Annotated in this window: 20 protein-coding genes; 7 read left to right on the top strand and 13 right to left on the bottom strand. The window is 45.1% G+C overall.

Annotation, left to right across the window (positions count from 1 at the left end):
• Positions 1 to 8: 8 nt before the first annotated feature.
• From tolA to aspS, 13 genes are all read right to left on the bottom strand, one after another.
• Positions 9 to 1,076: a cell envelope integrity protein TolA gene (gene tolA, locus R7R24_RS06605; protein WP_206946645.1), complete on the bottom strand. Its 1,068-nt coding sequence runs from the start codon at positions 1,074 to 1,076 to the stop codon at positions 9 to 11.
• A gap of 13 nt (positions 1,077 to 1,089) precedes the next feature.
• On the bottom strand, positions 1,090 to 1,533 hold the full coding sequence (locus tag R7R24_RS06600) for an ExbD/TolR family protein (RefSeq protein WP_005378298.1): 444 nt from the start codon (positions 1,531 to 1,533) through the stop codon (positions 1,090 to 1,092).
• A 3-nt stretch (positions 1,534 to 1,536) separates the two neighbouring features.
• Entirely contained in the window at positions 1,537 to 2,235 is a 699-nt protein-coding gene (gene tolQ / locus R7R24_RS06595) for a protein TolQ (RefSeq protein WP_005378301.1), read from the bottom strand.
• Positions 2,225 to 2,644, bottom strand: a complete 420-nt coding sequence (gene ybgC / locus R7R24_RS06590; protein ID WP_017820044.1) for a tol-pal system-associated acyl-CoA thioesterase — start codon at positions 2,642 to 2,644, stop codon at positions 2,225 to 2,227. The genes tolQ and ybgC overlap by 11 nt, the downstream gene beginning before the upstream one ends.
• A 172-nt stretch (positions 2,645 to 2,816) precedes the next feature.
• Complete coding sequence (gene ybgE / locus R7R24_RS06585; protein WP_005378304.1) at positions 2,817 to 3,119, bottom strand: cyd operon protein YbgE; 303 nt, start codon at positions 3,117 to 3,119, stop codon at positions 2,817 to 2,819.
• Positions 3,112 to 3,219, bottom strand: coding sequence for a cytochrome bd-I oxidase subunit CydX (gene cydX / locus R7R24_RS06580; RefSeq protein WP_000270284.1), 108 nt, complete (start codon positions 3,217 to 3,219; stop codon positions 3,112 to 3,114). The genes ybgE and cydX overlap by 8 nt, the downstream gene beginning before the upstream one ends.
• Positions 3,220 to 3,231: 12 nt before the next feature.
• Positions 3,232 to 4,368: a cytochrome d ubiquinol oxidase subunit II gene (cydB, locus tag R7R24_RS06575; protein ID WP_006742909.1), complete on the bottom strand. Its 1,137-nt coding sequence runs from the start codon at positions 4,366 to 4,368 to the stop codon at positions 3,232 to 3,234.
• A 17-nt stretch (positions 4,369 to 4,385) separates the two neighbouring features.
• Complete coding sequence (cydA, locus tag R7R24_RS06570; RefSeq protein WP_005378311.1) at positions 4,386 to 5,972, bottom strand: cytochrome ubiquinol oxidase subunit I; 1,587 nt, start codon at positions 5,970 to 5,972, stop codon at positions 4,386 to 4,388.
• 461 nt (positions 5,973 to 6,433) lie between these two features.
• Positions 6,434 to 7,438: a Holliday junction branch migration DNA helicase RuvB gene (ruvB, locus tag R7R24_RS06565; RefSeq protein ID WP_005378312.1), complete on the bottom strand. Its 1,005-nt coding sequence runs from the start codon at positions 7,436 to 7,438 to the stop codon at positions 6,434 to 6,436.
• Between the two features lie 287 nt (positions 7,439 to 7,725).
• Positions 7,726 to 8,337: a Holliday junction branch migration protein RuvA gene (ruvA, locus tag R7R24_RS06560; RefSeq protein ID WP_005378313.1), complete on the bottom strand. Its 612-nt coding sequence runs from the start codon at positions 8,335 to 8,337 to the stop codon at positions 7,726 to 7,728.
• A gap of 67 nt (positions 8,338 to 8,404) precedes the next feature.
• Positions 8,405 to 8,926: a crossover junction endodeoxyribonuclease RuvC gene (ruvC, locus tag R7R24_RS06555; RefSeq protein WP_005387909.1), complete on the bottom strand. Its 522-nt coding sequence runs from the start codon at positions 8,924 to 8,926 to the stop codon at positions 8,405 to 8,407.
• A gap of 92 nt (positions 8,927 to 9,018) precedes the next feature.
• Positions 9,019 to 9,765 (bottom strand): YebC/PmpR family DNA-binding transcriptional regulator, encoded by a 747-nt coding sequence (locus R7R24_RS06550; protein ID WP_191115700.1) that lies wholly within the window; start codon positions 9,763 to 9,765, stop codon positions 9,019 to 9,021.
• Positions 9,766 to 9,908: 143 nt separating this feature from the next.
• The gene (aspS, locus tag R7R24_RS06545; protein WP_005378401.1) at positions 9,909 to 11,687 is read right to left on the bottom strand and encodes an aspartate--tRNA ligase; all 1,779 of its coding nucleotides are present in this window, start codon (positions 11,685 to 11,687) and stop codon (positions 9,909 to 9,911) included.
• 306 nt (positions 11,688 to 11,993) lie between these two features.
• On the opposite strand from aspS, the gene R7R24_RS06540 reads away from it, so the two are divergent.
• The 7 genes from R7R24_RS06540 to R7R24_RS06510 all read left to right on the top strand — a co-directional run bounded on the left by R7R24_RS06540 (position 11,994) and on the right by R7R24_RS06510 (position 18,603).
• A complete protein-coding gene (locus R7R24_RS06540; protein WP_224721216.1) occupies positions 11,994 to 12,827 on the top strand; it encodes a DUF72 domain-containing protein in 834 nt (277 codons plus the stop codon).
• Positions 12,828 to 12,920: 93 nt separating this feature from the next.
• Positions 12,921 to 13,658: a carboxy-S-adenosyl-L-methionine synthase CmoA gene (gene cmoA / locus R7R24_RS06535; RefSeq protein WP_017635063.1), complete on the top strand. Its 738-nt coding sequence runs from the start codon at positions 12,921 to 12,923 to the stop codon at positions 13,656 to 13,658.
• Positions 13,659 to 13,739: 81 nt separating this feature from the next.
• On the top strand, positions 13,740 to 14,711 hold the full coding sequence (gene cmoB / locus R7R24_RS06530; RefSeq protein WP_005387902.1) for a tRNA 5-methoxyuridine(34)/uridine 5-oxyacetic acid(34) synthase CmoB: 972 nt from the start codon (positions 13,740 to 13,742) through the stop codon (positions 14,709 to 14,711).
• Positions 14,712 to 14,987: 276 nt separating this feature from the next.
• Positions 14,988 to 15,734, top strand: coding sequence for an ATP-dependent zinc protease (locus R7R24_RS06525; protein ID WP_005378391.1), 747 nt, complete (start codon positions 14,988 to 14,990; stop codon positions 15,732 to 15,734).
• Between the two features lie 11 nt (positions 15,735 to 15,745).
• The gene (locus tag R7R24_RS06520) at positions 15,746 to 17,251 is read left to right on the top strand and encodes an inactive transglutaminase family protein (protein WP_005378389.1); all 1,506 of its coding nucleotides are present in this window, start codon (positions 15,746 to 15,748) and stop codon (positions 17,249 to 17,251) included.
• Positions 17,252 to 17,254: 3 nt separating this feature from the next.
• Positions 17,255 to 18,223 (top strand): alpha-L-glutamate ligase-like protein, encoded by a 969-nt coding sequence (locus R7R24_RS06515; protein ID WP_005378387.1) that lies wholly within the window; start codon positions 17,255 to 17,257, stop codon positions 18,221 to 18,223.
• Between the two features lie 227 nt (positions 18,224 to 18,450).
• Positions 18,451 to 18,603, top strand: coding sequence for a hypothetical protein (locus tag R7R24_RS06510; RefSeq protein WP_005378381.1), 153 nt, complete (start codon positions 18,451 to 18,453; stop codon positions 18,601 to 18,603).
• Positions 18,604 to 18,669: the final 66 nt, after the last annotated feature.

Here is an 18,669-nt window from a genome sequence, read left to right as displayed (position 1 = left end):
TATTCCTTTTAGTCCAAAGCAACAGTTATGTTGATGTCTTTTAGTCTTTCATTGACCGCTGATTCTGAAGATTTAGGGAACGTCCCTACCTGAGCTATTGCTCGCTTTGCCGCAGCACATACTCGAGTATCGCCACTCAAAACGGTAACACCAGAGACCATCATATCAGTTCCTGTCGGAATCAATTTGATGTTTACCCTACACTCCTTTCCCAGCAAGTAGTCATCCTTAATCAGCTTTTGCTGAATATTTTGAGTATAGATGGATGACATACGAGAAAGTTCGTCGTCAATAAATTGATTGCGCGCAGCACTGTTTTTACTGACCTCATCCTCGAGACCCGCAAAAATATCATCTAACGCGGCTTCTTGAGCTTTACGCTCACGCTCGGCACGCTCAGCTGCTTCTCTCGCTTTACGCTCTCGCTCCGCCGCCTCTTTTGCCGCTTTCTCTTTTGCGATGCGCTCTTGTTCAGCTTTTTCAGCAGCTTCACGCTCACGACGTGCTTTTTCTTCCGCTTCTTTTGCTGCTTTTTCACGAGCTAAACGTTCTTGCTCAGCTTTTGCTATAGCCGCCTCTTTTACTAAACGCTCCTGCTCAGCTTTACGCACGGCTTCTTCTTTTTCCTTGCGCTCTTTTTCTAGCTTAGCAGCTCGCTCTTTTTCTTTGCGAACACGTTCTTCTTCCTGCTTGCGCTCTTGCTCTTTTTTCTTACGTGCAGCTTCTGCTTCTCGTGCCGCTTGAGCATCTTTCGCTTGCTGCTCTTTCAACTTGCGAATTTGCTCTTCTTCAGCTTTGCGGTTTTTTTCTAGCTGCTCTGCTTCGCGTCTCAGTTTATCAAGACGCTCTTGTTCTTTTTTCGCTGCCTTTTCGCGTTGCTGGCGAATTTCTTTCGCTTGTTGCTGCACAAGTTTTGGATCGATGACAACAGCTTGAACCATTTGTCCTGTAGGCTCTGGTTTAGACATGTTGAAGTCCGTCCCCCAAAGCAGGGCTGCAACTAGAATTGCATGCAAACCAACCGATATTGCTATCGGTTTGGCGTATTGGTTGGGTTTCTTCTTGTGATCTTTCATAGATAATTGATGTCTATTCCCTGATATCGGTCATTAGACCTACCTTAGGGATACCAGCTCGACTTAGTTCATCCAGCAATAGAACAACATCGGCATATGGTGTTGCCGCGTCGCCACCTACCGCAACTGGTGAATCCGGCTTAACCTCTCGCTCCGCTTTCACTCGCACAATAACATCTTGCAACGACAAACCTCGCTGAACTTCTTCATCATTTACGCTTAGGCCTAAATTACCCTCGCTATCAATTTCGATGATAATAAAGCTACTGTCAGTCTCGCCAGCAAGGTCTTGCATAGATTCTGCGGTCGATGTTTTCGGAAGATCAACGTCGACGCCTTGAGTCACAAATGGAGCGGTCGCCATAAAAATGATCAACAGTACGAGCATTACGTCGATATACGGAACAACGTTGATCTCCGCTGTCATTTTTCGCTTTTTAGGTTGATAACCCGCCATGCTTTATTCCTTATCCGCGCTGTCTCGGCCAGCCATCGCTTGACGATGAAGGATGCTGTGGAATTCTTCAGAAAATGTTGCGTAAGTGTGCTCTAGTTTACTCACTTTATTGCTTAGGCGGTTGTACGCCATTACTGCCGGAATAGCCGCAAATAGCCCCATCGCTGTCGCGATAAGTGCCTCGGCGATACCCGGTGCAACCATAGACAGCGTAGCTTGCTTTACTTCACCCAGCGCAATAAAGGCGTGCATGATGCCCCAAACGGTACCAAATAGGCCGATATAAGGGCTTATAGAACCGACTGTTGCCAAAAACGGTAAGCTTGTTTCTAGCTCATCTACTTCACGAGAAACAGCAACGCGCATTGCGCGGCCAGTGCCTTCCATGATGTAAGCTGGTGAATTTGCGTTGCTCTTACGTAGGCGAGCAAACTCTGTAAAACCTGCGTAGAAGATTTCTTCTGTGCCTTCAATTTCGTCTTTACGCGCTTTTACTTTTTGGTAAAGCTGAGAAAGATCAGTACCCGACCAAAATTTGTCTTCAAACTGCTCTGCATTTTTTGATGCTTGAGAAAGCACTTTGCTGCGCTTGATGATCATTGCCCATGACACAATTGACATGCCAAGCAACGTCAGCATCACAAGCTTTACCAACAGACTGGCCTGAAGAAAGAGATCTAAAATGGAAATATCAGCAGTCACTATTTGTTAGCTCCGAATTTATAAAGGTTGGAATAGCTATTGGTTTCATTTTCTTATTATCGATACATGCTACCTTAACCGAGGCCTTGCACAATATCTTGCCTTGATCATTGACCAACTCTTGACAGAATTGTAGAGAAGCACGTTTTATTTCTGACACTCGGGTTACGACTGTCAGATGCTCGTCCAGCCTAGCCCCTTGGTTGAAATCGATATCCATGTGTCGGACAACAAAGCCGATATTTTGTTCCAGTAACACATGTTGAGAAATGCCTTTAGCACGTAACATCTCTGTCCGTGCGCGCTCAAAGAATTTTAGATAATTAGAATGATATACAACACCGCCCGCATCAGTGTCTTCATAGTACACGGTGATCGGCCAGTGAAAGAGATTTGATGTGCCTTGCAAGGGAGTACCAATATATTCAATTCTTTAAAGTAATTACTATAACTGAAGCGACAGCAATTGGTACCGAGCTAAGGAAATATTTTTGAAATTTGTAGAAAAAATAAAAGCTAGGCGAGATACCTAGCTTTTATTCGATGATTTAGTAACCGACTTTATTACAGCATATTTCTGCCTAAATGAAATAAAGTGCCGTTAGATAAATTAAGATAGCTAACGAGAAATAAGGACTAAACAAAACTTGCCAGTACCAGTTTCTTGGCTTGAAGCCCACCCCATACACCATGCTTGAACATACAGACCAAATCAGTGCTGGTGCGATGATTGAGTTAAAACCACCAATTGCTTGATGGTAAGCTTCAGGGTCCCACATCACCAATCCTACGTGCATAAAGCCAAGGATGAGAGATAAGACTCGTAGCAGAGTCTTATCCATTGGTGCGTGAAGTTTCGCTACCTTATCAGCGAGGTTACTCACTGTCTTTATCCATCATTTCTGAGTGCTCTAGCCAAAGAGCGTTGATGATACCGAATGCACAAGCAAGTAGTACACCTAGAATCCATGCGAAATACCACATAGTAAATGCTCCTTAGTAAAGTGAGTTTTTGTTGTCTTCAATGTACTGGTCATCAAGGCGACCAAACATCTTGTAGTAAGTCCAAGATGTGTAACCAAGGATGATTGGCACCATAACAAACGCAACGCCTGTCATTAGGTTCAGAGTCAGCTCAGATGACGTTGCATCCCACATTGTTAAGCTGTGGCTTGGCATTAAGTCTGAAGGCATGATGAATGGGAACATCGCAAAACCTGCAGTAAAGATAACACCAGCAACACCCAAGCTTGAAGTAATGAACGAAATCGCACATTTTTCAAGACGAGATGCCAATACAGCGAGAAGCGGCATTGCAACACCTAATACAGGAGCAGCCCATAGTAGTGGGTAGTTTTCAAAGTTCTTCATCCACGCACCAGCTTCACGGATAACCTCTTTGTTTAGAGGGTTAGAAGCAGCGTTAGTGTCGATACCGCCAACAATGACGTAGCCATCGATATTTTGGATCCAGAAACCAGCCGCTACAAACGCAGCAACCGTCAGTAAACCAGCCAACTGAGCAACGTTGCGCGCACGCACATGCACTTCGCCTGTTGTTTTCATTTGTAGCCAAGTAGAACCTTGCATCAAAATCATGAACAAACTTACTAAACCACACAACAGTGCAAATGGGTTTAGTAGACCAAAGAATGAGCCATGGTATGTTGGCATCAAGAACTCACTCAATTGGAATGGTACACCTTGTAGAAGGTTGCCAAACGCTACACCAAAGATGATTGGCGGAACAAAACCACTGATTGAGATACAGATATCCCAGGTATTGCGCCATTTTGGATCTTCGATTTTAGAGCGGTAGTCTAGGCCCAGAGGACGAAGCCATAGCGCTGCTAGTGTCAAAATCATCGCTAAGTAGAAGCCTGAAAATGACGTTGCGTAAACCAAAGGCCAAGCTGCGAACAGTGCACCACCAGCAGTGATAAGCCAAACTTGGTTACCATCCCAGTGAGGAGCAATTGAGTTAATCATGACACGGCGTTGCGTGTCGTTTTTACCGATGATAGGTACAAGCGCGCCTACACCCATATCGAAGCCGTCTGTTACTGCAAAACCAACTAGTAGAACACCGATTAGTACCCACCAGATGAGTCGCAAGATTTCGTAATCAAACATCTTGTTATCTCCTTACCTTACGCTTCTACTTGGCGACTAACTTTGTCTTCAACAGAGTCAGCATTTTGCTCGAAGTGGTAGCGACCCGTTTTCAGGCTACTTGGACCTTTACGAGCGAATTTCAACATTAGGTAAACTTCTGCAATCAGGAATACCGTGTATAGCGCCAGAATTGCGAAGAGTGAAGTCCAGATTTCACCTGCAGTTAGCGCAGAAGCTGCAACATGCACTGGTAGAATTTCACCTACAGCCCAAGGCTGACGGCCGTACTCAGCGACGAACCAACCCGCTTCAATTGCAATCCAAGGTAGTGGAATGCTAAATAGTGCAGCTTTTAGAATCCATTGTTTCTGTTCAATCTTCTGACGACACGTTTGGATAAACGCCGCACCAAAGACAAACAACATGATGAAGCCACAAGCAACCATGATACGGAATGACCAGAATAGCGGCCATACTGTTGGGATTGAGTCGTCCGCAGCAGCTTGGATTTGCTCTTCTGTTGCATCAACAACATTGTCTGTGTAGCGTTTTAGAAGTAGACCGTAACCTAGGTCACCTTTCACTTCATCAAACGCAGTCATGTTTTCTTCTGACTTGTCGCCCGCACGAAGCTTCTCTAGAAGTTCATAAGCGTACATGCCGTCACGAATACGATCGACGTGTTCATCACGTAAATCACGAAGACCTGTTACTTGCTCATCAAAAGAGCGTGTCGCGATAATACCCATTACGTAAGGGATCTTAATTGCGTAATCGGTATGCATCGTTTCCTGATTAGGAACACCAAATAACGTAAATGCGGCAGGTGCAGGTTCAGTGTGCCACTCTGCTTCAATTGCAGCGAGTTTCACTTTTTGAACTTCACCAAGCTCGTAGCCAGATTCGTCACCAAGAACGATGGTAGATAAGATAGCTGCAATACCGAAAGAAGCAGCAATAGCAAACGAACGACGAGCAAACGCAATGTCACGACCTTTTAATAGGTAGTATGAACTGATGCCTAGAATAAACATTGCGCCACAAGTGTAACCAGAAGCAACCGTATGCACGAACTTAACCTGAGCAACTGGGTTTAGTACAACCTCAGAGAAGCTCACCATTTCCATTCGCATGGTTTCGAAGTTGAAATCTGCGCCTACTGGGTTTTGCATCCAGCCGTTTGCGATAAGAATCCAAAGAGCAGAGAAGTTAGAGCCTAGTGCCACAAGCCAGGTAACCGCTAAGTGTTGGCGTTTAGATAGACGATCCCACCCGAAGAAGAATAGACCAACAAAAGTTGACTCCAGGAAGAATGCGACAAGTGCTTCGATCGCTAGCGGTGCACCGAAGATATCACCTACATAGTGGGAGTAGTAAGACCAGTTCGTACCAAACTGGAACTCCATGGTAAGGCCTGTCGCCACACCAAGTGCAAAGTTAATACCGAATAGCTTACCCCAGAACTTGGTCATGTCCTTATAGATTTGCTTGTTCGTCATTACGTACATCGATTCCATAATGGCCAGAAGGAAGGCCATACCAAGGGTCAATGGTACGAATAGGAAGTGATACATCGCTGTCAGTGCAAACTGCAACCGCGATAGATCAACTACGTCAATCATGGTAACTCCTATGTGTCGGCTGAATGACACTCTCTACATATTGCAATCCATATTCAGGTGTTATTTACACTTGAAAAATGTTGAATTATCACAACTCATTGTTGCAAAAATGTGCTTCATTGGTTAGTTAATTGTTAAGCATCAGCTAATATAGCTGGGGCTAATATTACTTGTAAAAACAGATTGTTTCAAAAGGTTTATAGCCGTAACGCGCTTTGATATACATCAATGTTTATGCGCGGAATTTGCACAAAAATCCATCACATTGATCTAGATCAACCAGTATTGGATACGGATGTTAAGAGAGAGTAATCAGGAGAGAAATTAACCAGTTGCAAGCAAACATCGAGTTAACAATCAATGCTTTTTACTTACTAAACCAGTATGAGAAAAAATTCAAAAAATGTGAGTTTGGTCAACTTTAATGAAGCGCTGGGCAACAAAGGCCCAGCGAGGGAATCTTATTTTTCAATTCCGAAATGCAAATACGCACGATCTGTCGCGATTCTTCCACGCGGAGTGCGTTGTAAATAACCTTGCTGAATAAGATAAGGCTCAAGAACGTCTTCAATAGTGTCCTTTTCTTCACCTATTGCCGCTGCCATGTTGTCGAGCCCGACCGGACCACCACCAAATTTTTCCATAATCGCGAGTAGTAGCTTACGGTCCATGTAATCGAAGCCTTCGGCGTCCACATCAAGCATATTCAACGCCTTATCGGCAACATCGGCGCAAATGTGACCATTGCCTTTTACTTCCGCATAATCACGAACACGGCGTAGCAAACGGTTAGCAATACGTGGTGTGCCACGCGCACGTCTTGCCACTTCCAATGCACCTTCAGGTTCCATTGATAAACCTAAACAATCCGCGCTTCGCTGCACGATATCTTGGAGGTCTTTTATCTTATAAAACTCAAGGCGCTGAGTAATACCAAAGCGGTCGCGCAATGGTGACGTCAAAGAGCCCGCTCGGGTCGTCGCACCAATTAACGTAAACGGTGGTAAATCGATCTTAATAGAACGAGCGGCCGGACCTTCACCGATCATAATATCCAGTTGATAATCTTCCATCGCCGGATACAGCACCTCTTCAACCATCGGACTCAAGCGGTGAATCTCATCGATGAACAACACATCGTTTTCTTCAAGGTTGGTTAACAGCGCGGCCAAATCGCCTGCTTTCTCAAGTACAGGGCCTGAAGTAGTGCGAATGTTCACTTCCATTTCATTGGCAACGATATTCGCAAGTGTGGTTTTACCCAAACCTGGGGGACCAAAAATCAAAAGGTGATCAAGTGCTTCGCTACGTAACTGAGCAGCTTTAATGAAGATCTCCATTTGGTCACGGACATGGTCCTGACCTTGGTAATCCGCTAATTTTTTTGGCCGAATAGCACGATCAATGACATCTTCATCACGAAAGGCAGGGTTTTCTGGCGCGATTAAACGATCGGCTTCAATCATCTTTTTACCTTGAAAAATGGTTACCTGAGAGAATAATGCCGCTCGTTTAACAGCAAGTGGCATATTTCTATATCTCGTCATCCTGTACAGCGACGAAGGAGCGTGATACAGGATCTTCTATCCGAGCGATTTATGGTCAAATTGTTTCATTAACCGCTCAGCGTGCTGCTATTAGATTCCCAGTCTCGCCAGGCTCGCTGGAATGACACAAAAAAACATCGTTAAGCGATTGGCATTAACCTTAGAGAATGAGTTATCTTGAACAAATATTCACTGCGCAACCAGCGTTACACCATTGATTTTAGAGCTTCACGGATCATTTGCTCACTGCTCATGTCCGGTTTAGCGATCTGAGATACCACTTTCGACGCTTGAGTCGGCTTGTAACCTAGAGCTAGAAGCGCACTGATTGCCTCTTCTTCTGCGTTGTTGGATGTTGCACCAGAATCCGCAGGAGCAGCATCCGTAAATGGCGTAAATAGATCGCCAGCGCCCCACCCTTTCAAGCGGTCTTTCATTTCAACAACCAATCGCTCTGCGGTTTTCTTGCCAACGCCTGGAAGCTTAACCAGCGTAGAAACGTCTTCATGTTCCACACAAGTAACAAATTGCGTTGCTGTCATACCAGAGAGAATACCAAGACCGAGTTTAGGACCAACGCCATTGGCTTTGATCACTTCACGGAAAAGTGCTCGTTCTTTTACTGTGTTGAAACCGTATAGCAATTGCGCATCCTCACGGACAACAAAGTGAGTATAAATAATGGCTTCTTCGCCAACATTTGGCAGTTCGTAAAAACAGCTCATTGGCATCTGGACTTCATAACCAATGCCATTAACTTCAATTAATACTTCAGGTGGTTGTTTTTCAATCAGTATGCCACGAAGACGTCCAATCACTATAAATACTCTTTGGAAATGAATTTGCGACAGGATAATAAAGAACTGGATAGACATCCAGTTAATTTTAACGGTAGCGCCCTTTTCTGGCACTGGTTGCTTTGCCCGCTAACGCAACGAGAGTCTTGTTAGTATTGGCATGACAAATCGCCACACCTAAAGCATCGGCTGCATCCGCTTGAGGCTTGGCGGGCAATTTAAGCATCTGCTGAACCATATGCTGAACTTGCGCTTTGTCCGCGCCACCAGTGCCGACGACAGCTTGCTTAATAAGACGAGCCGCGTATTCAAATACCGGCAACTCCGCATTCACCGCAGCAACAATTGCACTGCCACGAGCTTGGCCAAGTTTTAGCGCTGAATCCGCGTTTTTGGCCATAAACACTTGCTCGATCGCGAAAACGTCCGGTTGAAACTGGGTAATGATTTCCGTGACGCCTGCATAAATCTGTTTAAGCCGACCCGGAAGTTCTTTTTCTGAAGTACGAATGCAGCCACTACCAAGGTATTGCAAGTGGCGTCCATTTTGACGAATGACCCCATAGCCGGTAATGCGCGAACCTGGGTCAATGCCCAAAATAATTGACATGAATGTTCCTAAAAATGAGGCCTAATTCGGCCTCAGTCTTTTTATTATTACTTGCTAACTTCGGAGCAAATACCGCTCCCGACACCTTGAGTTTAATCTAGCGTAGCCGCAACGTCGTCAGAGATATCACCATTGTGATAAACCTCTTGAACGTCGTCCAGATCTTCCAAAGCGTCAATCAAACGAAGTAGTTTTGGCGCAGTATCCGCGTCCAAATCTGCTTTCGTAGATGGGATCAGCGACACCTCCGCGTTCTCTGCCTCAAACCCTGCGGCATCAAGAGCATCTTTTACGAGCCCAAAATCGCCTGGGGCCGTGTAGACATCAATCGAGCCATCTTCTGCCGTTTCAATGTCATCAGCACCACTTTCTAATGCTACTTCCATTACCGCATCCTCATCTAAACCTGGGCCATATGAAATCACGCCTTTCTTGTCGAAAAGATAGTTGACGCTACCATCCGTCCCCAGATTACCGCCTGACTTTGAGAATGCATGGCGTACGCCAGATACCGTACGATTTCGGTTATCCGTCATACATTCGACCATGACCGCCGTACCACCTGGACCATAACCTTCATAGATCACGGTTTCCATGTTGTCGTCGCCTTCACCACCAGCACCTCGGCTGACAGCACGGCTGACAGTGTCACGTGTCATGTTGTTAGACAGTGCTTTATCAATTGCTGCTCGCAAACGTGGGTTATTTTCTGGCTCACCGCCCCCCTCTTTTGCCGCAACAACGATTTCACGAATTAATTTAGTAAAGATTTTGCCGCGCTTCGCATCTTGCGCTGCTTTACGGTGACGAATATTCGCCCATTTACTATGACCAGCCATAATTCACCTTTTAATGTATTTTGACGCTTAATAACAAAACATGTTCTAAAAAGCGTTGCTTGGGAAATTGCTTTGGAAGTTTCTTGGGTTTATTTAAACAAAAACTCCCGCAGTTGCGGGAGTTTTCTTCAAATGTTGTGCGCTTATTCTGCGTCTTTTTCTTTCGCTGCAGTTACTGCGATTGCTAGCTCTTCTAGCGCTGCTGGGTTCGCAATACTTGGTGCGTCTGTTAGTAGACACGCCGCTGCTGTTGTTTTAGGGAACGCGATAACATCACGGATGTTCTCTGTGCCACATAGCAGCATTACTAGACGGTCTAGACCAAATGCAAGACCAGCATGTGGAGGCGTACCGAATTTCAGCGCATCAAGCAGGAAACCGAACTTAAGCTGTTGCTCTTCAGGTGTGATACCTAGAATATCAAATACGGCTTCTTGCATATCTGCGTTGTGGATACGAACAGAGCCGCCGCCCACTTCGTAGCCATTTAGAACCATATCGTAAGCGTTAGAATTTGCCGCAGCAGGGTTTGCTTTTAGCTCTTCTGCAGTCACACCTAGAGGCGATGTGAATGGGTGGTGCATCGCGTGTAGGTTGCCTTCGTCATCTTCTTCGAACATTGGGAAGTCAACAACCCATAGTGGAGCCCATGCAGACTCATCCGTTAGCTCTAGGTCTTTACCTAGTTTCAAACGTAGCGCACCCATTGCTTCTGCAACGATGCCCGCTTTATCAGCGCCAAATAGGATAATGTCACCAGATTCCGCTTGAGTACGATCTAGAATGCCGTTGATCACGTCTTCATTTAGGAACTTAGCGACTGGAGATTGGATACCTTCCATGCCCGCTGCACGGTCGTTAACCTTCATCCAAGCTAGACCTTTCGCACCGTAGATACCAACGAATTCACCGTAGCCATCAATTTGCTTACGAGTCAGAGAAGCGCCACCTGGAACGCGAATAACGGCAACTCGGCCTTTTTCGTCGTTTGCTGGACCTGAGAATACTTTGAACTCAACGTCTTTCACTAGGTCAGCAACGTCTACTAGTTCCAGTGGGTTACGTAGGTCTGGCTTGTCAGAACCGAAACGACGAATCGCTTCGCTGAACGGCATTACTGGGAATTCACCTAGGTCAACGTTTAGTAGCTCTTGCCACATTTCACGAACCATTTTCTCAGTCGTTGCACGAACTTGGTCAGCCGTCATGAATGACGTTTCGATATCGATCTGAGTGAATTCTGGTTGACGGTCAGCACGCAAGTCTTCATCACGGAAACACTTAACGATTTGGTAGTAACGGTCAAAACCAGACATCATTAGAAGCTGTTTGAATAGCTGTGGAGACTGAGGAAGCGCGTAGAAGCTGCCTTTGTGAACACGGCTAGGTACTAGGTAGTCACGAGCGCCTTCTGGAGTCGCTTTTGTTAGTACTGGCGTTTCGATGTCTAGGAAGCCGTTGTCATCTAGAAAACGACGAACAAAGCTAGACGCTTTAGCACGTAGCTTGATGCGGTCGCTCATTTCAGGACGACGTAGATCTAGATAACGGTACTTCAGGCGTTGCTCTTCAGAGTTCTTTTGGTTGAAATCTAGAGGCAGAACATCAGAACGGTTGATGATTTCAAGACCTTTCGCAAGGATCTCGACTTCACCTGTTGCCATGTCTTTGTTTGCTTGGCTCTCTGGGCGAACGCGCACTTCACCCGTTAGTTTGATACAGAATTCATTACGAAGTGTGTTCGCCACTTCATACGCATCCGCCATATCTGGATCAACAACTACCTGAACGATACCTTCGCGATCTCGCATATCAATAAAAATAAGACCGCCTAAATCACGACGACGGTTAACCCAGCCGCAAAGTTCTACAGTTTGTCCTGCAAGGGACTTGTTCAGGTGACCACAGTAATGGGTACGCATAATGAAATTCCCAATCTCTCAAATGTTGTTAACTACGCTCTGTCAGCCTCATTGCTAAGCAGAGTAAAGATTCTGTTATACGCTGAATGTCCACGAAAATCGACTACTCAACATACAATTACGTGTGTTTTATCATTCACTGGTGCTTTTTAGTACAACAAATGTTCAAAAGCGCACCAAAGCGAAAAAATTGGGGAGGATTATAGCGTGAAATTACCTATTTCAGCAAAACTCTCGTAAAGTATTCACACGAGTAGCAAGCAGTAAAGAATAATGGATAACTTACCTCTTCGACTTGGATTGACAATGTGGTCGCACAATCAATGGCAACAAAGTTTTTACGGCAGCGGGACAAAGCCTGCTGAACGTTTAGAAAGGTATGCGCAAGTGTTTCATACCGTGGAAGGCAACACGACATTTTATGCCACACCGACGCTCAATACAGTGCAAAACTGGAGAGCCGCAACCCACGATGATTTTCGCTTTACTTTCAAACTTCCTAAAGCCATTACTCATGAGCAAATGCTAAGAGGTTGCAGCGAACAACTGAGAGATTTCATGAAAGTCATGGAGCCTTTGCATGACCGTGTGGGCCAATGGACAATTCAATTACCAGCCGCATTTGGTCCTGAGCACCTTGATCGACTGAAAAAGTTCTGTGCGAGCTTTCCACCTAACTTCCCTCTCGGTGTTGAGGTTCGCCATATGGCATTTTTCTCCAAAGGCGAAGAAGAGCGAGCACTTAACCAATGGTTAGTAGAGAATAATATTGACCGCATTATTATGGATAGCCGCCCAGTCTTTGCCGCTAAGCCCGACAATGAGGCGATTATTGATGCACAAATGAAAAAACCACGAGTCCCTGTTCACGCCATTGCTACCGCTTCACACCCTTTGATTCGCTTTATTGGTCATCCAGAAGAACAGCAAAATTACGAGTTTTTTAAACCATGGCTCAACAAGTTGCCACAATGGATTGCCGAAGGTAAACAGCCATATGTCATGATCCATACCGCAGACAATATAATTGCGCCAGAGTTGGCTGCAAACCTGTATAAAGACATACAAAAACGTATCACGCTCCCTGAGTTAGCGCCTTTCCCAGCTGACGATGGCAACTCGCAGTTACAGATGTTCTAACGCAACACATGACAGAGGCGCGAAATTCCCATAAAATACGCGCCTTTTTTGGTGCCTGACATTTTCAGGCGGCTTGTATGCAGAGACTTAGTTATGAACCCTAAGAGCAATCCAGATACTATTTTTTCGGCTCCAATCGATAAAATTGGGGATTTCACGTTCGATGAACGCGTAGCGGAAGTATTTCCTGACATGATTCAACGATCGGTACCGGGTTACAGCAATATCATTTCTGCAATCGGTATGCTGGCAGAGCGTTTTGTAAAACCTCACTCAAACATCTATGACCTTGGCTGTTCTTTGGGTGCTGCAACATTGTCTATGCGTCGCCATATCAAACAAGAAGGTTGCCAAATCATCGCAGTGGACAACTCTCCTGCAATGGTTGAGCGTTGTAAACTTCACGTCAACGCTTACCGCAGTGACACTCCTGTGGATGTAGTAGAAGCAGACATTCGCAATATCGAAATTGAAAACGCGTCAGTGGTGGTGTTGAACTTCACTTTGCAATTCCTCTCTCCAGAAGATCGTTACTCCTTGCTCGAAAAAATTTACGCTGGCCTGCGTCCGGGTGGCATTTTGATTCTATCTGAGAAATTCGTCTTCGAAGATGAAGTGTCGAACGAACTGTTAATTGACCTTCACCACGACTTTAAACGTGCGAATGGTTATAGCGAACTAGAAATCAGCCAAAAGCGCAGCGCGATAGAAAACGTAATGCGCCCAGATTCAAAGAAAGAACATAAAGAGCGTTTCGCTAAAATTGGCTTTTCTAGCTACGATGTTTGGTTCCAATGCTTTAACTTCGGCTCCATGTTCGCGATTAAATAGACCATGCATACCAAACCTGAACCATACCGATTTCGGCTTTTGTTAATAATTTATACCCATCAACTCAGCGATTAACTAACTATGTTTAACTTTGCAAATTTCTACCAATTGATTGCCCAAGACACTCGTCTTCAACCTTGGCTTAATGTGCTTCCACAACAGCTAACGGATTGGCAAAATGCAGAGCACGGTGACTTTGGTCGCTGGTTGAAAGCCCTGAACAAAATCCCAGCGGGTAGACCGGACAACATCGACATTGTTGATTCTGTCACGATTTCAAACAATGAGCCGATGCCTCAAGGGGAACTTAAAAAGCTAGAAAGCTTACTTCGTACATTCCATCCTTGGCGCAAAGGCCCATACCACGTACACGGCATCCATATTGATACTGAGTGGCGCAGTGATTGGAAATGGGACCGCGTGCTTCCACATATTTCTCCATTAAAGAATCGCAGCGTACTCGATGTAGGTTGTGGTAACGGCTACCACATGTGGCGCATGCTAGGCGAAGGTGCACGCTTAACTGTCGGTATCGATCCATCTCACCTGTTCCTGATTCAGTTCGAAGCAATTCGTAAACTAATGGGCGATGACCAACGTGCACACTTATTGCCATTGGGCATTGAACAACTACCTAAGTTAGAAGCGTTCGATACGGTATTCAGCATGGGCGTGCTTTACCATCGCCGCTCGCCTCTCGATCATTTAGTGCAACTAAAAGATCAATTAGTATCTGGAGGTGAACTCGTATTGGAAACACTCGTGATTGAAGGTGATGAGAATGCAGTACTGGTCCCGACTTCTCGTTACGCGCAAATGCGTAATGTCTATTTCTTCCCTTCAGCAAAAGCCCTAAAAGTGTGGCTAGAATTGGTCGGTTTTGAAGATGTTCGTATCGTTGATGAAAACATCACGTCCGTAGACGAACAACGTACCACAGATTGGATGACGCATAACTCTCTACCTGACTACTTAGATCCGAACGACCCAAGCAAGACTGTAGAAGGCTACCCTGCCCCTCGCCGCGCGGTTCTTGTCGCTCGCAAATCATAATTCGCTGAGATTCCTGACATTGTCTTAACTCATTTTACGAGTTAAGACATTACCCTCTTTCCTCGTAATGAGCGAGTTTGTTTTTTGAATCCATTTGTCACGTCAAAATATAAGCACGCTCTAAATAAGGATGCGCTTTTATGTCCTTGATTTTTGGCTTTTCATCACTATTCCTCAAACAATAAGTAATAGAGAAACATTCTTACTTGTGAGGCTTTATCGATATAAGCTAAACTCCTAAAAAATAAACAACTTAATCCAATCCCAAGGTTTTCAATGTTATTACGATTGACCCCGATTGTTGCCATCGCCTTACTATCTGGATGCTCACTAACCAAAGGCGAACAGTACCACCAAGAAACGTTAGCGGCGATTCAAAATTCAGAAGCGAATGTCAATAATCGCATTACCAACCTAGAGCTGCAGCTCAGCAACCAATCGGACTATATCGACAGCCTTGAAGAACAAGTCGATAAACTACAGGTTGAACTTCTTACATTTCGCGATGAAGCAATGGCAGAAGTAAAAAAACCGAAAGAGCCGATTATTGTCCAATCTCCCGCTCCTGTGGAACCAACCCCAACTCACGATATTGTCCTTGGCTCTATCGAAAAGGTCACTGTAGAGTCGATTAAGCAAACTTTTGATGCACGTATCGACACTGGTGCCGCGACGTCGTCTTTAAATGCCGTTGATATTGAAGAGTTCGAAAGAAATGGCAAAAAATGGGTCCGATTCCACTTAGCAGATACCAGTAAATCCGAAGAAGAGAAAAGTACTTGGATCGAAGCTCCTGTCATTCGCTACGTCAAAATCCGCCAGGTTACCAGTGAAGAGTTAGAACGCCGCGCTGTGGTAGAACTTTGGGTGCGCGTTGGAAAAATTCATGAAAAAGCGCAATTTACGTTGGCAGATCGCTCACATATGAACCATCCTATTTTACTGGGTAGAGAATTTATGCGCGACATAGCACTTGTCGATGTAAGTCGTACCTATATCCAAACGGACGAAGATAAAAAATAATAAGGTAGATTATGACGTCAAAAATACCGTTTTACCTTTCTATCATCTTATTGGTGATTGCGGGCATTGCTCTGAGTGTTTTCAGGCATGAAAACTACGGCGTGCCTTGGACGCCAGGCGAAACTCGCCAGGTGTGGGATGTAGAAGCTCGTATTGAGTTCAATGCTAACGGCAACGAAGTAAAAGCGTCACTTGCAGCACCGCATACGCAAAGTGGTTACACACTTATTGGTGAATCTGCTTCCTCATCAGGTTATGGCGTTTCCTACATCAATGACGATTCAGGCCGTCGTGCAGAATGGTCAATTCGCCAAGCTCAAGGGCCACAAACCATATACTACAAAGCCCAGTTCTTAGTAGACCCTCAGGCTAAAGTCACTCCTTTACCGCCAACGGAAGACATTACGCCACCAACGCTATCAGCACCACAAGCAGCAGCGGCAAATGCCCTTATCGAACGTGCGATGAGTCGCTCAGCCGATAATGTGACGTTTACTCGTGAGCTTATCAAAGCGCTTAATGACCCAGATAGCCAAAACTCGTCGCTACTACTGAACGATTTCAGCCGTACTGATGCACTGCATAATATTTTGCTTACCGCAGGTATACAGAGCAAAACCGTCGGTGTTATCGAACTAGAAGATGGTCGTCGACGCCAAACAATTCAACCAATGGTTCAGGTTTGGTCAGGTAAAGATTGGGTACTGTTTTCACCAAAATCCGAACAAAAAGCAGTGAAACCCAACTTGTTAGTGTGGGATGAATCAAACGTATCCTTACTTGACCTTGTTGGTGGTAAAAATAGCCAAGTGCATTTCTCGATGATTAAGCAAGAAATGACACCACAACAAGCTACAAACAACAAAATAGAAGCAGATGGATTACTGAATATTTCAATTCATAGCTTACCTTTGGAAGAGCAAGCGATGTTCAAAACCATCATGCTCATCCCTATTGGTGCTCTGATCGTTGTGTTCTTGCGTGTGATTATCGGCCTGAAAACATCCGGTACCTTCATGCCTGTGTTGATTGCCGTTGCTTTTGTTCAAACTCAACTATTAACGGGTATTGTCGGTTTCTTGCTAATTGTAGGTACAGGCCTGATTATTCGAAGCTATTTGTCTAGGTTGAACTTATTGCTGGTAGCAAGGATATCTGCGGTCATTATTACCGTTATTATGATCATCTCGGTGTTCACCGTTGTTGCGTTTAAGATGGGCTTAACGGAAGGCCTAACAATTACCTTCTTCCCTATGATCATCTTGTCTTGGACGATTGAACGTATGTCAATCCTATGGGAAGAAGAAGGTGCGAAGGAAGTTGCTCTGCAAGGTGGTGGTTCATTGCTGACAGCGGTATTAGTTTACCTTGCAATGACGAACTCATACATTCAACACTTAACCTTTAACTTCATTGGTCTACAGTTGATTGTTCTGGCCGGTATTCTATTACTAGGTACTTACACAGGTTACCGCCTCACTGAGCTACGACGCTTCAAACCACTAGCGGAGGACTAAACGATGTTCGAAAGTTTTACTTCGCCGTCTAAGCTTCGCCATAAAGGCATTATGGGGATGAACAAGCGTAACCACAGCTATATTGGCCGTTACAATGATCGTTCTAAATACCCACTTGTCGATGACAAGCTAAAGACCAAAATTATTGCACAGGCAGCAGGAGCAACAGTTCCTGCCCTGATCGGTGTCATTCATAACCAAGCTGAAGTTAAGACTATCCACAAAATGGTTGAGAACTGGCCTGGTTTTGTAATCAAACCTGCACAAGGTAGTGGCGGTAAAGGCATTCTGGTTGTTACGTCTCACAAAAACGGGGTATATACCAAACCCTCCGGCTCTACAATTGGTAGGGATGAGGTCGAGCGTCACATTAGTAATGCGCTTGCTGGCCTTTTCTCTCTTGGTGGTAAAAATGACGTTGCTGTGGTTGAAAACTTAATCAAGTTTGATGACTGTTTTGATGGCTTCAGTTATGAAGGCGTACCAGATGTTCGGATCATCGTATTTAAAGGTTATCCAGTTATGGCGATGATGCGCTGTTCTACAGCGGCTTCCGACGGCAAAGCAAACCTTCACCAAGGTGCCGTAGGAGTAGGCATTGACATCGCGACAGGTAAAGCCGTCAGAGCGGTGCAGTTCGATCATCCAGTGACTCATCACCCTGATACAGGTAAAGACCTTTCGACCCTTCAAGTACCGCATTGGGAGCGCTTGCTGGAGCTTGCGTCAAGTGCCTGGGAAATGACAGGTTTGGGATACATGGGTACGGATATGGTGCTGGATAAAGATGAAGGACCTATGGTTTTAGAGCTTAACGCTCGCCCTGGTCTGGCAATCCAAATCGCTAATGGTGCAGGCTTGCTTCCTCGTTTGAAACACATAGAGAGCCTTGGCACACCTGCTGAGTATCCAAAACCGATTGAACGCGTCGCTTACGCGGCAGAGCAGTTCGGTGTGAAGCCGTTGTTCTAACCCTCCGACATAATGTTCGTTATTACTCGCCAGTAATTGTCATGATTACTGGCGTTTTTGTTCCCGCATCCAAAAACCTTGCACTTGCTCTCCTTATTAAACACATCCTTCTCATATATAAGTTGAATCAATGATCGAGCTAACAAAATCAACATAGATCGTTTCTTTTCTACTTTGCCTTTTGAGTATGATGAGAGCTCCCCTTACTCAACTTGAGAGGTTGGGAAATGCTAATAAAAGAAACAAATAATGATGAACCAGAGCTTGAAGAACAAGAGAGCTTAGACCAACACCTACAACGCTTGTCTGAGCTTTCTGTCCAAGCACTCGAAGAGCTTGCTGAAATGATCGAAGTCAGGGACGATATTCCAGAGGAATAAACGTCGCTTCCTCGTGAAGTTCCGCTAATAAGCCGAGACTGCCGTCCTACAGTCTCGGCTTGTCTT

The organism is Vibrio sp. 704 (genome assembly GCF_033339295.1).
This window is presented reverse-complemented; position numbering and strand designations above follow the sequence as displayed.